At 41.6% G+C, this 12317-nt stretch carries 22 protein-coding genes; all 22 read right to left on the bottom strand.

The genetic code is table 11. The annotated features are described in order from the left end of the window. Positions 1 to 12: 12 nt before the first annotated feature. Complete coding sequence (locus NST62_RS13165) at positions 13 to 810, bottom strand: energy-coupling factor transporter transmembrane protein EcfT (protein ID WP_141601955.1); 798 nt, start codon at positions 808 to 810, stop codon at positions 13 to 15. Beyond that, positions 807 to 1676, bottom strand: coding sequence for an energy-coupling factor ABC transporter ATP-binding protein (locus tag NST62_RS13170; RefSeq protein ID WP_141601956.1), 870 nt, complete (start codon positions 1674 to 1676; stop codon positions 807 to 809). Before NST62_RS13170 ends, NST62_RS13165 begins: the two co-directional genes overlap by 4 nt. After that, positions 1652 to 2497 (bottom strand): energy-coupling factor ABC transporter ATP-binding protein, encoded by an 846-nt coding sequence (locus NST62_RS13175; RefSeq protein WP_141601957.1) that lies wholly within the window; start codon positions 2495 to 2497, stop codon positions 1652 to 1654. The genes NST62_RS13170 and NST62_RS13175 overlap by 25 nt, the downstream gene beginning before the upstream one ends. Positions 2498 to 2850: 353 nt before the next feature. Further along, complete coding sequence (gene rplQ, locus NST62_RS13180; protein ID WP_141601958.1) at positions 2851 to 3231, bottom strand: 50S ribosomal protein L17; 381 nt, start codon at positions 3229 to 3231, stop codon at positions 2851 to 2853. A 40-nt stretch (positions 3232 to 3271) separates the two neighbouring features. Next, positions 3272 to 4216: a DNA-directed RNA polymerase subunit alpha gene (locus NST62_RS13185; RefSeq protein WP_141601959.1), complete on the bottom strand. Its 945-nt coding sequence runs from the start codon at positions 4214 to 4216 to the stop codon at positions 3272 to 3274. A gap of 124 nt (positions 4217 to 4340) precedes the next feature. Continuing rightward, the gene (gene rpsK, locus NST62_RS13190; protein ID WP_141601960.1) at positions 4341 to 4730 is read right to left on the bottom strand and encodes a 30S ribosomal protein S11; all 390 of its coding nucleotides are present in this window, start codon (positions 4728 to 4730) and stop codon (positions 4341 to 4343) included. Between the two features lie 23 nt (positions 4731 to 4753). Continuing rightward, positions 4754 to 5119: a 30S ribosomal protein S13 gene (rpsM, locus tag NST62_RS13195; RefSeq protein WP_141601961.1), complete on the bottom strand. Its 366-nt coding sequence runs from the start codon at positions 5117 to 5119 to the stop codon at positions 4754 to 4756. 21 nt (positions 5120 to 5140) lie between these two features. Then, positions 5141 to 5254, bottom strand: a complete 114-nt coding sequence (gene rpmJ, locus NST62_RS13200) for a 50S ribosomal protein L36 (protein WP_000868344.1) — start codon at positions 5252 to 5254, stop codon at positions 5141 to 5143. Positions 5255 to 5294: 40 nt separating this feature from the next. Continuing rightward, positions 5295 to 5513 (bottom strand): translation initiation factor IF-1, encoded by a 219-nt coding sequence (gene infA / locus NST62_RS13205; RefSeq protein ID WP_003178377.1) that lies wholly within the window; start codon positions 5511 to 5513, stop codon positions 5295 to 5297. 389 nt (positions 5514 to 5902) lie between these two features. Then, entirely contained in the window at positions 5903 to 6568 is a 666-nt protein-coding gene (locus tag NST62_RS13210) for an adenylate kinase (RefSeq protein WP_141601962.1), read from the bottom strand. A 61-nt stretch (positions 6569 to 6629) separates the two neighbouring features. Continuing rightward, positions 6630 to 7922: a preprotein translocase subunit SecY gene (secY, locus tag NST62_RS13215; RefSeq protein WP_141601963.1), complete on the bottom strand. Its 1293-nt coding sequence runs from the start codon at positions 7920 to 7922 to the stop codon at positions 6630 to 6632. Next, positions 7922 to 8362 (bottom strand): 50S ribosomal protein L15, encoded by a 441-nt coding sequence (gene rplO / locus NST62_RS13220; RefSeq protein ID WP_141601964.1) that lies wholly within the window; start codon positions 8360 to 8362, stop codon positions 7922 to 7924. Before rplO ends, secY begins: the two co-directional genes overlap by 1 nt. Positions 8363 to 8397: 35 nt before the next feature. Beyond that, positions 8398 to 8580: a 50S ribosomal protein L30 gene (gene rpmD, locus NST62_RS13225; protein ID WP_141601965.1), complete on the bottom strand. Its 183-nt coding sequence runs from the start codon at positions 8578 to 8580 to the stop codon at positions 8398 to 8400. Positions 8581 to 8592: 12 nt separating this feature from the next. After that, positions 8593 to 9093, bottom strand: coding sequence for a 30S ribosomal protein S5 (gene rpsE / locus NST62_RS13230; RefSeq protein WP_342462971.1), 501 nt, complete (start codon positions 9091 to 9093; stop codon positions 8593 to 8595). Between the two features lie 21 nt (positions 9094 to 9114). Then, positions 9115 to 9474 carry a 50S ribosomal protein L18 gene (gene rplR / locus NST62_RS13235; protein WP_141601967.1) on the bottom strand — a complete coding sequence of 120 codons (360 nt, stop codon included), beginning with the start codon at positions 9472 to 9474 and terminating at the stop codon, positions 9115 to 9117. A 29-nt stretch (positions 9475 to 9503) separates the two neighbouring features. Continuing rightward, positions 9504 to 10043 (bottom strand): 50S ribosomal protein L6, encoded by a 540-nt coding sequence (rplF, locus tag NST62_RS13240; protein ID WP_141601968.1) that lies wholly within the window; start codon positions 10041 to 10043, stop codon positions 9504 to 9506. A gap of 30 nt (positions 10044 to 10073) precedes the next feature. Then, positions 10074 to 10472: a 30S ribosomal protein S8 gene (gene rpsH / locus NST62_RS13245; protein WP_141601969.1), complete on the bottom strand. Its 399-nt coding sequence runs from the start codon at positions 10470 to 10472 to the stop codon at positions 10074 to 10076. A 31-nt stretch (positions 10473 to 10503) separates the two neighbouring features. Continuing rightward, positions 10504 to 10689, bottom strand: coding sequence for a type Z 30S ribosomal protein S14 (locus NST62_RS13250; protein WP_141601970.1), 186 nt, complete (start codon positions 10687 to 10689; stop codon positions 10504 to 10506). An 18-nt stretch (positions 10690 to 10707) separates the two neighbouring features. Next, a complete protein-coding gene (gene rplE, locus NST62_RS13255) occupies positions 10708 to 11247 on the bottom strand; it encodes a 50S ribosomal protein L5 (protein ID WP_141601971.1) in 540 nt (179 codons plus the stop codon). Positions 11248 to 11274: 27 nt separating this feature from the next. Beyond that, positions 11275 to 11583: a 50S ribosomal protein L24 gene (gene rplX / locus NST62_RS13260; protein WP_141601972.1), complete on the bottom strand. Its 309-nt coding sequence runs from the start codon at positions 11581 to 11583 to the stop codon at positions 11275 to 11277. A gap of 38 nt (positions 11584 to 11621) precedes the next feature. Continuing rightward, a complete protein-coding gene (rplN, locus tag NST62_RS13265) occupies positions 11622 to 11990 on the bottom strand; it encodes a 50S ribosomal protein L14 (RefSeq protein ID WP_141601973.1) in 369 nt (122 codons plus the stop codon). Between the two features lie 45 nt (positions 11991 to 12035). After that, positions 12036 to 12299 carry a 30S ribosomal protein S17 gene (gene rpsQ, locus NST62_RS13270; RefSeq protein WP_141601974.1) on the bottom strand — a complete coding sequence of 88 codons (264 nt, stop codon included), beginning with the start codon at positions 12297 to 12299 and terminating at the stop codon, positions 12036 to 12038. Between the last annotated feature and the right edge of the window lie 18 nt (positions 12300 to 12317).

Genomic DNA, 12317 nt, shown 5'->3' on the forward strand with positions numbered 1-12317 from the left:
GATCACCTTTTCCTAACTGCGGAAAAATATTAACAGAGCAGTTAAAAGTACAAGTGAAATAATACATATAGTATCTTTCGCATCCCATTTCAGCCGGCGATATCGGGTGCGTCCTTCTCCACCCCGATACCCCCGCACTTCCATTGCTGTCGCCAAATCTTCCGCCCGTTTAAAAGCGCTGACGAACAGCGGCACCAAAAGGGGGACGACCGCTTTCACGCGATCTTTTATTGGACCTGAACCCAGATCGGAACCTCTTGCCATTTGCGCTTTCATGATTTTGTCCGTCTCATCCATCAATGTCGGAATAAACCTCAACGCAATCGACATCATCAAAGCCAATTCATGAATCGGCAATTTCAATTTCTTTAAAGGATTCAACAATACTTCCAGCCCATCTGTAATGGAAATCGGGGAAGTTGTTAACGTCAAAATGGTCGTCATAAATACGAGCACCGTGAACCGGATGGAAATAAAGATGCCTTGTCTTAATCCGCCTTCATAGATTTTGAGAAAACCTAAGTCAAGAAGAACATTTCCTTCCCTCGTAAAAAGAATGTGAATCAGGAACGTGAAAAGAAGCAAAATGATGACGGGTTTCAACCCATTAACTAAAAAATAGAGACGAATTTTAGAAATCAAAATGACAAACAATGTAAAAGCCAATAACAATCCATAGGTTATGGAATTGTTTGCCAAAAACACAATAATTACAAAAATAAAAGTAAATACTAATTTAGAACGCGGATCCAATTGGTGGATAAAGGAATTTCCAGGGATAAAGCGTCCAAATATCATTTTTTCCATCATGCCCGCTCACGCTCCTTTACCACCCGGGCAACTTCATCCGCCAACTCTTCCTCGGTCAAACAGATTTTCGAAAGGGGCTTTCCAATCATTTCTTCAATCTTTTTCTGGAATTTTACGATTCGCGGTACTTCCAGGCGGTATTTCTTCAGTGTTTCGCTGTCTGAAAAGATTTCACGCGGAGTCCCTGTCAACACACAACGCCCTTCATGCATAATGGAAATCCGATCGGCGTATTTTGCCGCATCTTCCATGCTGTGCGTCACAAGAATCGTTGTAAGTCCTCTTTCCTTATGCAGGCGATAGAACAATTCCATTATTTCTTTTTGTCCTCTTGGATCGAGCCCTGCGGTCGGTTCATCGAGTACAATCACTTCCGGATTCATTGCAAGCACCCCTGCGATTGCGACACGTCTCATTTGTCCTCCCGATAAGTCAAACGGCGACTTCGCCAGCACTTCTTCAGGCAAACCTACTTGCCGGATCCCTTTACGAGCCCTTTTTTCCGCTTCTTCTTCGGGGACACCAAAATTCATAGGTCCGAACATGATATCCTTCAATACCGTCTCTTCGAACAATTGATGCTCCGGAAATTGAAAAACAATGCCCACTTTTTGGCGAAGCGGCTTTAGATCTTTCGCCTTTTTTCCTGCTTCAATAGTGCGATTCCCTACCTGTACGATGCCTTTCGTAGGCTTCAGTAATCCATTGAAATGTTGCAGAAGCGTTGATTTCCCGGATCCTGTATGGCCAATGATGGCATGATAAGTATTGGATGGGATTTCCATATCCACATCAAACAAGGCAAATTTCTCAAAAGGGGTACCAACCGAATATGCATAGCTTACTTTCTGAAGTTTGATGTCCATAAATCATTCACCAACTCTTCTTCTGTTAAATTTTTGCCTGCGAGTGGCACCCCTTTTTCCTGAAGGAGCTTTGACATTCTCATTGCAAAAGGCAGCTCCAATCCAAATTCAATCAATTTGTCGCCCAATGCAAAAATTTCTTCCGGCGTTCCTTCCGCATATTTTTTTCCCTGGTTCATAAAAATGATCCGGTCTGCAAGAAGGGCTTCTTCCACATCATGGGTAATCGATAAAACCGTTAACCCAATTTCTTTCCTCAAGTCAAGCACCGTTTGCAATACTTCCTCCCGCCCCTGAGGGTCAAGCATGGAGGTTGCCTCGTCCAAAATTAATAATTTTGGATGCATCGCAAGTGCCCCGGCAATCGCCACCCGCTGTTTCTGTCCCCCGGATAGATGGTGGGGCTCATGGTTGAGAAACTCATACATTTTTACCCGTTTCAATGAAGAAGTGACGCGTTCCACCATTTCCTCGTAAGGAATCCCATTATTCTCCAAGGCAAAGGCCACATCATCCTGCACAGTTGCCCCTACAAACTGGTTATCGGGATTTTGGAATACCATCCCGATTTTTGAACGAATATCCCAAAGGTTTTCTTCGCTCAACACATTCCCCATGACGCGAATTTCTCCTTCTTGGGGAAACAGAAGGCCGCAAACCATTTTGACCATTGTAGATTTGCCTGAACCATTATGACCGACAATGGCAATCCATTCCCCTTCTTCGACGGAAAATGAGACGTTATCTACCGCTTTCCGTACATCGGCTTTTTCTGGTGAGTATGAAAATGAGACGTTTTTAAAAGATAAAATTTCGGTCACTGCTATGCTCCTCTCTCCAGGGCTCTGCTCCAAATTTCAGCAAGACGATGGTCATATATAAAAATAAAACACGTTTAAATCAATAAATAAACGTATTTTATTTTTACATATTGGCAATATAATATGAATAAAAAAGCGCGCACCTCATTCTGGAGAAATGCGCTAAACACGTTCGAAATGGAATATAAAACTTTCACGCTCCGTAACCGGACGAATGAGGTGCGGAGAGCTAGACGATCCGAATGAACCATTCGATCATCATAACGCTCAGATGCTTTAGAGTTGTCGTATAAATCATTCAATTGTAAAAAAGGGGGCAAGTTGAACCGGCCAACCGGACACCCCCAAAAAAATTAAACTAATTCGATGATTACAACTGGTGCTCCGTCACCGCGACGAGGACCAACTTTTAAAATCCGAGTGTAACCACCTTGGCGATCAGCATAACGTGGCGCAACATCATCAAATAGTTTTTGAAGGGCAAATTTCGTTTTTTCATTGCCTTCTTCATCAGTTGTTGTCACTAATTCACGACGAATGAATGCAGCTGCTTGACGGCGAGCATGCAAATCTCCGCGTTTACCCAATGTAATCATTTTTTCAACGACTTTGCGCAATTCTTTTGCACGAGCTTCAGTCGTCTCAATGCGTTCATTGATGATTAAATCTGTTGCTAAATCACGTAACAACGCTTTGCGTTGAGAGCTTGTACGGCCAAGTTTTCTGTAACCCATGAATGTTCCCTCCTTTATTCGAACATAATAATAGCGACGCTTAGTCGTCTTTACGCAAGGATAAACCTAGTTCTGCAAGTTTTGACTTTACTTCTTCCAATGACTTGCGGCCAAGGTTGCGAACTTTCATCATGTCTTCTTCCGACTTGTTTGTAAGTTCCAAAACCGTATTGATACCTGCGCGTTTTAGACAGTTGTAAGAACGCACAGAGAGATCCAATTCCTCGATTGTCATTTCCAATACTTTCTCTTTTTGGTCCTCTTCTTTTTCTACCATGATTTCCGCTGCTTGTGCCTCATCAGTTAAACCGACAAAAATATTCAGATGTTCTGTTAATATTTTCGCTCCGAGTGAAATCGCCTCTTTTGGACCAATGCTACCATCAGTCCACACATCAAGGGATAATTTATCGTAGTCAGAATTTTGTCCTACACGAGTATTTTCCACTTGATAACTAACGCGTGAAACTGGAGTGTAAATAGAGTCGATCGGGATCACACCAATAGGAAGATCCTCACGTTTGTTTTGATCAGCTGGAGTATAACCACGGCCTCTTCTTGCATACATGCGCATACGCAAATGACCGTTGCTTGCTACTGTTGCAATATATAAATCAGGGTTCAATATTTCAACATCACTATCATGTGTAATATCTGCAGCAGTTACCGTTGCTTCCCCTTTAACATCGATTTCGAGTATCTTCTCTTCATCAGAGTAGATTTTCAGAGCCAATTTTTTTAAATTTAAAATGATGGAAGCAACATCCTCAACTACCCCTTCAATAGTTGAAAATTCATGCAATACCCCATCTATTTGTACAGATGTAATCGCTGCTCCAGGCAATGAGGATAGAAGGATTCGCCGTAAAGAATTCCCCAAAGTCGTACCGTATCCACGTTCGAGTGGTTCTATTACAAACTTTCCGTATGTGGAATCTTCGCTGATCTCAACAGTTTCAATCCGTGGTTTTTCAATTTCGATCATTCATTTACCCTCCTTCAAAACATCGACTGTATAGGTCATACCATCATCATAGTCAAAAAACCTTGACTTTATAAATTTGTACAATTCTTCTCGTACAAAGATGTACTCTAAAGAGTTGCACCCATTACACACGACGACGTTTTGGCGGACGGCAACCGTTATGTGGAACTGGTGTAACATCTTTAATAGCTGTTACTTCAAGTCCTGCAGCTTGAAGTGCACGAATAGCTGCTTCACGACCTGCGCCTGGCCCTTTAACACTTACTTCCAATGATTTCATACCATGTTCCATTGATGCTTTTGCGGCAGCTTCTGCAGCCATTTGAGCAGCGTATGGAGTAGATTTACGAGAACCTTTGAAACCAAGAGCACCGGCACTTGACCATGCAATTGTATTTCCTTGCATATCAGTGATCGTTACGATTGTGTTGTTAAATGTAGAACGAATGTGTGCAATACCTGATTCAACATTTTTTTTCACACGGCGTTTACGTGTTTGTTGTTTACGTGCCATTACCGATTAACCCCCTTTACCTATTATTTTTTCTTGTTCGCTACAGTTTTACGAGGACCTTTACGAGTACGTGCATTGTTTTTCGTATTTTGTCCACGAACCGGTAGACCACGGCGGTGACGGATACCACGGTAGCAGCCGATTTCCATTAAACGTTTGATGTTAAGAGATACTTCGCGGCGCAAGTCACCTTCGATTTTATATTTGTCCAACTCCGCACGAATTCTGTCCAATTCGTCTTCAGTTAGATCACGTACACGAGTATCTTCAGAAACGCCAGCTGCAGCTAATACTTTTTTCGCAGTGGATTTACCAACACCATAAATGTAAGTCAATGAAATTACAACGCGTTTATCGCGAGGAATATCAACACCAGCAATACGTGCCATTTATTTCGCACCTCCTTAAAATTAACCTTGTTTTTGTTTATGTTTTGGATTTTCGCAGATTACCATAACTTTACCGCGACGACGAATCACTTTGCATTTTTCGCAAATCGGTTTTACAGATGGTCTCACTTTCATTTAACTCAACCTCCTTAGTCTTCGGAGTGCAAAAATGTTTTTATTTGTAACGATACGTGATACGACCGCGAGTCAAATCATAAGGCGATAATTCAACCGTTACTTTATCTCCAGGCAAAATCCGTATAAAGTGCATACGAATCTTTCCGGAAACGTGTGCAAGCACTGTATGCCCATTCTCTAATTCTACCTTAAACATGGCATTTGGCAAAGTCTCAACGACTGTTCCTTCAACTTCAATAACATCGTCTTTCGCCATCAACCGATCTCCCTTCTTTATGTGCTAAATGGTTCCCGATGGAGAACACGCGCAACAATTGAACAGTTTAGTAACAGCTCCATTAAAAAAATTGGATTGTATGAGAGATGCTCGAAAGACGCATGGATGGTTTCGCTACACACAATCCAGGGAATGAACAAAGTCCGGTTTATGATCTTATTCGTTAAAATGACCGGAAATCATGGAACATTCATACCCGTTTACTTGATGCTTCCACGAAACCCATAACACTCTTTCAAATTTACTTCCTTGTAAGTATAAGCATTTTCGCAAGCAGTGTATACCGAACCCATTAAACTTTCACAGTAAAAGTTTTTCTCCGTTACGCTGCGCGAAAAGTATTATGACTTTCGAAAGTATGACGGGTATCAGCTGCGGCTGCCTTGTGAAACTTGTGAAAGTAAAGCGTCAATATCAGCAAATACTTTTTCAATTTCTTGCTGCCCATTGATATTTGTCAACAACCCTTTTGACTCATAAAAATCAAGCAAAGGTTGTGCCTGCTTCATATTTACTTCCAGGCGATTTGCAACCGTTTCAGGATTGTCGTCCGCACGAGTATATAATTCTCCGCCGTCCTTATCACATTTTCCTTCTACTTTAGGAGGGTTAAAAATTACGTGATAAGTAGCTCCACATGTTTTACAAATACGGCGACCACTCAAACGTGCAACCAGCTCATCTTTTTCCACTTGGATATTGATCACGTGATCAATTTTTTTGCCAAGTTCCTCTAAGATGTTGTCTAATGCTTCTGCTTGTGGAACAGTACGTGGGAATCCATCAAGTAAGAATCCTTTTTCGCAATCCTCTTGAGCCAGTCTCTCACGAACAATGCCGATAGTGACTTCATCAGGAACTAGAGCGCCTTGATCCATGTAAGATTTCGCTTTTAGACCAAGCTCAGTCCCCTGACTGATGGCTGCCCGGAACATATCACCTGTAGAAATATGAGGGATTTGATATTTATTGACGATTTTTTCTGCTTGCGTACCTTTCCCGGCACCTGGCAAGCCCATTAGAACGATATTCATACGGACATTTCCCTCCCCTAGGTGCTGGCTTAGAAAACAAATAATGTTTCCTAACCAACAATTATTTCATAAAACCTTTATAATGGCGTTTAACCAATTGAGCCTCTAATTGCTTCATTGTTTCCAGTGCTACGCCGACCACGATGATTACACTCGTTCCGCCAATTTTAGCGCTGGCAGGCAAATCCATAAAGTTTATGAACAAAATAGGCAATATTGCCACAATCGTTAAGAACAGGGCACCGACAAATGTCAGACGATACAACACTTTTGTTAAATATGTTTCAGTGTCATTTCCCGGGCGGATTCCAGGAATATATGCGCCTTGCTTTTTCAAGTTGTCGGCAATCCGTTCAGGGTTGACTTGTACAAATGCGTAGAAATAAGTGAACGCAATAATCAATACAATATAAATAATCAACCCGACCGGTTTTGTATAGTCGAACATGTTAATAATGAATGTTGTCACTTTGTTCTGTCCGAAGAACGCTGCTAAAGTCTGAGGTGTAATGATGAATGCTACTGCAAAGATGACTGGAATAACCCCCGCAGCATTCACTTTCAATGGCAAATGCGCTTGTTGACCGCCGAGATAACCGCGGCCAGACACCCGTTTTGCATATTGAATCGGGATTTTGCGCAATGCTTGTTGGACATAGATTACGCCAACAATGACCGCCAACATAATCAACACAAGAAGCAATACAACGATAATACGGATGAATAATTGATCCCCTGCACCTTCAATTTGCTGTGCATAAATTTGGTTAATTGTAGTAGGTATCCCTGCTACGATCCCAGCGAAGATGAGAAATGAAATGCCATTTCCTACGCCGTGTGCTGTGATTTGTTCTCCCAGCCACAGCAAAAAAGCTGTGCCGGCAGTCAAAACAAGGGCGATTGTAATATAGGAAATGATGCTTGTATCCGTTATTAATGTACCGCCATATATTTGGTTAAAACCGAAAGACATGGCCAATGCTTGGAGGAAAGCCAGCACTACCGTAAAGTAGCGCGTGAACTGGGCTAGCTTCCGGCGACCTACTTCACCTTGCCGTCCCCATTCCGCAAACTTAGGAACGACATCCATTTGCAGCAACTGAACAATGATGGACGCAGTGATGTAGGGCATGATCCCCAGAGCAAAAATGGAGAAATTCGATAATGCACCGCCGCCAAACACGTTCAGAAATCCGACAAGGTTGAATTCATCCGTTACTTTTAACACTTCAGCATCCACGTTAGGTACAGGGATAAAGGATCCTATACGAAAGATGATGAGCATTAACAAAGTAAAAAGAATTTTATTTCGAATATCTCGGACACGCATAAAATTTGCGAGCGTTTGAAACATTAGATCACCTCAGCTGTTCCGCCAGCGTTCTCGATTGCTTCTTTCGCAGAAGCAGAGAACTTATGAGCTTTCACGTTAAGCTTTTTCGTAAGCGCTCCATTTCCAAGGATTTTAATACCAGCTTTTTCGTTTTTCACAACACCTGTTTCAATTAACAATTCAGGTGTAACTTCCGTACCTTCTTCGAAACGATTTAACGCTTCAAGGTTCACGATTGCATATTCTTTACGGTTTACATTTGTAAAGCCACGTTTTGGCAAACGGCGGAACAGTGGGTTTTGACCACCTTCAAATCCTGGACGTACACCGCCTCCAGAACGAGCGTTTTGACCTTTTTGACCGCGTCCTGCAGTTTTACCATTACCAGAACCAATACCACGTCCAACGCGGTTGCGTTTTTTGCGTGAACCTTCAGCTGGTTTTAGCTCATGAAGTTTCATTTTAGATGGCACCTCCTTATTTATTTAATGATGGATTAAATTTCTTTTACTTTTACCAAGTGTGAAACTTTATTAATCATACCGCGAATTGCAGGGTTATCTGCATGTTCTACAGTAGAATTCACTTTTTTCAAGCCCAATGCTTCAACTACTTTGCGCTGTCTTTCGCTAGCGCCGATTACAGATCGAATGAGGGTGATTTCTAATTTGTTTGCCATCATTATCCCCCCTTATCCTAGTAGCTCTTCTACTGTTTTACCACGAAGTTTCGCAACTTCTTCAACACGTTTTAATTGTTTTAATCCCTCAACAGTAGCACGTACCATGTTAATTGGTGTGTTGGAACCTAGAGATTTTGAAAGGATATCAGTGATTCCTGCCAATTCAAGCACTGCACGTACTGAACCACCAGCAATTACCCCAGTACCTTCAGATGCCGGTTTCATTAAAATTTTTGCAGCACCAAAATCACCGATTACTTCATGTGGAATTGTTCCACCTACACGTGGCACTTCGATCAAATTTTTCTTCGCATCTTCTACAGCTTTGCGAATTGCATCCGGTACTTCTTGAGCTTTACCAGTACCGAAGCCTACATGACCGTTTCTATCTCCAACTACCACTAAAGCTGCGAAGCGGAAGCGGCGTCCACCTTTAACAACTTTCGCAACGCGATTTACCGATACAACACGCTCTTCAAGTTCCAGTTTGCTTGCGTCAATACGAGTCATGAAGTATGTCCCTCCTTCATATTAGAATTGTAAACCGTTTTCACGTGCAGCTTCTGCCAAAGCTTTCACGCGTCCATGATATAAATAACCACCACGGTCAAATACAACGGCAGTAATATTTTTTTCCAATGCGCGTTTGGCGATTAATTCGCCCACTTTTGCTGCAGCTTCTTTATTGCTGCCAGGACCTTCAAAACCTTTTTCTAAAGTGGAAGCACTAACAATTGTATGTCCTGCAACATCGTCAATGATTTGTGCGTAAATGTGTTTGTTTGAACGAAATACGTTTAAACGTGGACGTTCAGGTGTACCTTGGATTTTTCTACGCACACGTGCATGACGTCTTTTGCGTACTTTATTTTTGTCTACTTTCGTAATCATAGTGGTCACTCCTTTCTACGCCAAGCTAATTACTTACCTGTTTTACCTTCTTTACGACGTACATATTCGCCTTCGTAACGAATACCTTTACCTTTGTATGGCTCAGGTGGACGAACAGCGCGGATATCGGCTGCTACAGCACCTACTCGTTCTTTGTCGATACCTTTAACCACGATCTTTGTATTAGAAGGAACCTCAAATTCAATTCCTGGCTCTGCAGTAAATTCAACAGGATGTGAGTAACCAACGTTTAATACAAGTTTTTTGCCTTGCAATTGAGCACGGTACCCAACCCCAATAAGTTCAAGAGAACGAGAGAACCCTTCAGATACACCTTGTACCATGTTTGCGAGCAACGCACGAGTTGTACCGTGGATTGTACGGTGCTCTTTTGAATCAGAAGGACGAACAACTGTGATGATATTTCCTTCTTGTTGGATTTTCATATCTTGGTTAAATTGGCGAGTCAGTTCGCCTTTCGGTCCTTTAACAGTTACAGTATTGTCTGCGCTTACTGTCACTGTAACGTTAGAAGGAACTTCGATCGGTTTCTTTCCTACACGAGACATTTCATTGCACCTCCATTCGTTTCTTACTGATTACCAAACGTATGCTAGTACTTCTCCGCCTACTTTTTTAGCGCGTGCTTCTTTATCAGTTAACACACCTTGAGAAGTAGAAAGAATTGCGATACCTAATCCGTTTAATACTTTTGGAATTTCGTCAGTTTTCGCATATACGCGTAAACCAGGTTTAGAAATGCGTTTTAGACCAGTGATTACACGTTCATTGTTTTTGCCGTATTTCAAGAAAATACGGAGAATACCTTGTTTGTTGTCTTCAATATATTCAACATCACGAATGAAGCCTTCTCGCTTAAGGATTTCAGCGATTTCTCTTTTAATCTTGGAAGCTGGCACTTCAAGCTTCTCGTGACCAACCATATTTGCATTGCGGATGCGAGTAAGCATATCTGCAATTGGATCTGTCATTGTCATATGTTTTTACCTCCTTCCCATTTTTCAGGCATTACCAGCTAGCTTTTTTCACACCAGGGATTTGACCTTTGTATGCAAGTTCACGGAAACAGATACGGCAAAGTTTGAATTTACGATATACAGAATGTGGACGTCCACAGCGTTCGCAACGTGTATAAGCTTGCACTTTGAATTTAGGTTTGCGTTTTGATTTAACAATCATTGATTTTTTTGCCACGTTTTCGCCCTCCTTCTATTATTTTTGGAACGGCATACCAAATTGAGTTAACAACTCACGAGCTTCTTCATCAGTATTCGCTGTTGTTACAATCACGATATCCATACCGCGTACTTTTGAGATTTTATCGTAATCAATTTCAGGGAAAATCAATTGTTCTTTTACACCTAAAGTGTAGTTTCCGCGTCCGTCAAATGCTTTTTTGGATACACCACGGAAGTCACGAACACGTGGAAGTGCGATGGAAATCAATTTATCCAAGAAATCATACATGCGTTCACCACGTAATGTAACTTTTGCACCAATTGGCATACCTGCACGCAAACGGAATCCAGCGATCGATTTTTTCGCTCTTGTTACAACCGGTTTTTGACCAGTAATGATTGCCAGTTCTTCAACAGCTGCATCCAAAGCTTTAGGGTTTTGTACTGCGTCACCCACACCCATATTCACTACGATTTTTTCAACTTTAGGAACTTGCATCACAGATTTATATTGAAATTTATTCATTAAAGCAGGAACTACTTCGTTTTTATATTTTTCTTTTAGGCGGCTCATGTGTGTACCTCCTTTCAAAATTTCTTATTAGTCAATCACTGCACCTGATTTTTTCGCATAACGAACTTTTTTGCCGTTTTCGAATCTGTAACCTACGCGAGTCGGCTCGCCAGTTTTCGGATCGATCAGCATAACGTTAGAAACATGGATAGGTGCTTCTTGACTTACAATACCACCTTGAGGGTTTGATTGGTTAGGCTTCACGTGTTTTTTCACGATATTAACGCCTTCAACAATCACACGTTCTTTTTTAGGAAAAGCAGCAAGTACAACGCCCACTTTGCCTTTATCTTTTCCAGTAATTACTTTTACTTTGTCGCCCTTTTTAACATGCATTATGTTTCGCACCTCCTTGATTGGTACTATACGAATCATTAAAGAACTTCTGGAGCAAGAGAAATGATTTTCATGAAGTTTTTGTCACGCAACTCACGTGCAACAGGACCGAAAATACGAGTGCCGCGTGGTGATTTATCGTCTCTGATAATTACACATGCGTTTTCATCAAATTTAATGTAAGTACCATCTTTACGGCGCACACCAGATTTAGTGCGTACAACAACCGCTTTTACAACATCGCCTTTCTTAACAACGCCACCTGGTGTTGCTTTCTTAACTGTGCAAACGATAACGTCACCGATATTGGCAGTTTTACGTCCAGAACCACCGAGTACTTTAATCGTTAATACTTCACGTGCACCTGAGTTGTCAGCAACTTTCAAACGAGATTCTTGTTGGATCACTTAGGTTACCTCCCTTCGGAATTTGCGCTTTTTCCGAACTTCTTATTAAATAACAACCGCTTTTTCTACGATTTCTACTAAACGGAAATGTTTTGTAGCTGAAAGTGGGCGCGTTTCCATAATGCGCACGATATCGCCGACTTTAGCTTCATTGTGCTCATCGTGAGCTTTGAATTTTTTGGAATATTTTACGCGTTTGCCGTATAATTTGTGTTTTTTGTAAGTTTCTACTAAAACGACAATTGTTTTGTCCATTTTATCTGAAACTACACGGCCAGTGTAAACTTTGCGCTGTTTACGCTCAGACATATCGTGGACCTCCTTTGC

The organism is Ureibacillus sp. FSL K6-8385 (assembly GCF_038593155.1).
Classification (GTDB): Bacteria; Bacillota; Bacilli; order Bacillales_A; family Planococcaceae; genus Ureibacillus; species Ureibacillus terrenus.

What these genes read in the sequence shown, in the direction of transcription:
- NST62_RS13165 (WP_141601955.1), bottom strand. Translation starts at nt 810, where the DNA reads ATGATGGAAAAAATGATATTTGGACGCTTTATCCCTGGAAATTCCTTT.
- NST62_RS13170 (WP_141601956.1), bottom strand. Translation starts at nt 1,676, where the DNA reads ATGGACATCAAACTTCAGAAAGTAAGCTATGCATATTCGGTTGGTACC.
- rplQ (WP_141601958.1), bottom strand. Translation starts at nt 3,231, where the DNA reads ATGGGTTACAGAAAACTTGGCCGTACAAGCTCTCAACGCAAAGCGTTG.
- NST62_RS13185 (WP_141601959.1), bottom strand. Translation starts at nt 4,216, where the DNA reads ATGATCGAAATTGAAAAACCACGGATTGAAACTGTTGAGATCAGCGAA.
- rpsK (WP_141601960.1), bottom strand. Translation starts at nt 4,730, where the DNA reads ATGGCACGTAAACAACAAACACGTAAACGCCGTGTGAAAAAAAATGTT.
- rpsM (WP_141601961.1), bottom strand. Translation starts at nt 5,119, where the DNA reads ATGGCACGTATTGCTGGTGTTGATATTCCTCGCGATAAACGCGTTGTA.
- rpmJ (WP_000868344.1), bottom strand. Translation starts at nt 5,254, where the DNA reads ATGAAAGTGAGACCATCTGTAAAACCGATTTGCGAAAAATGCAAAGTG.
- infA (WP_003178377.1), bottom strand. Translation starts at nt 5,513, where the DNA reads ATGGCGAAAGACGATGTTATTGAAGTTGAAGGAACAGTCGTTGAGACT.
- NST62_RS13210 (WP_141601962.1), bottom strand. Translation starts at nt 6,568, where the DNA reads ATGAATATCGTTCTAATGGGCTTGCCAGGTGCCGGGAAAGGTACGCAA.
- secY (WP_141601963.1), bottom strand. Translation starts at nt 7,922, where the DNA reads ATGTTTCAAACGCTCGCAAATTTTATGCGTGTCCGAGATATTCGAAAT.
- rplO (WP_141601964.1), bottom strand. Translation starts at nt 8,362, where the DNA reads ATGAAACTTCATGAGCTAAAACCAGCTGAAGGTTCACGCAAAAAACGC.
- rpmD (WP_141601965.1), bottom strand. Translation starts at nt 8,580, where the DNA reads ATGGCAAACAAATTAGAAATCACCCTCATTCGATCTGTAATCGGCGCT.
- rpsE (WP_342462971.1), bottom strand. Translation starts at nt 9,093, where the DNA reads ATGACTCGTATTGACGCAAGCAAACTGGAACTTGAAGAGCGTGTTGTA.
- rplR (WP_141601967.1), bottom strand. Translation starts at nt 9,474, where the DNA reads ATGATTACGAAAGTAGACAAAAATAAAGTACGCAAAAGACGTCATGCA.
- rplF (WP_141601968.1), bottom strand. Translation starts at nt 10,043, where the DNA reads ATGTCTCGTGTAGGAAAGAAACCGATCGAAGTTCCTTCTAACGTTACA.
- rpsH (WP_141601969.1), bottom strand. Translation starts at nt 10,472, where the DNA reads ATGACAATGACAGATCCAATTGCAGATATGCTTACTCGCATCCGCAAT.
- rplE (WP_141601971.1), bottom strand. Translation starts at nt 11,247, where the DNA reads ATGAGCCGCCTAAAAGAAAAATATAAAAACGAAGTAGTTCCTGCTTTA.
- rplX (WP_141601972.1), bottom strand. Translation starts at nt 11,583, where the DNA reads ATGCATGTTAAAAAGGGCGACAAAGTAAAAGTAATTACTGGAAAAGAT.
- rpsQ (WP_141601974.1), bottom strand. Translation starts at nt 12,299, where the DNA reads ATGTCTGAGCGTAAACAGCGCAAAGTTTACACTGGCCGTGTAGTTTCA.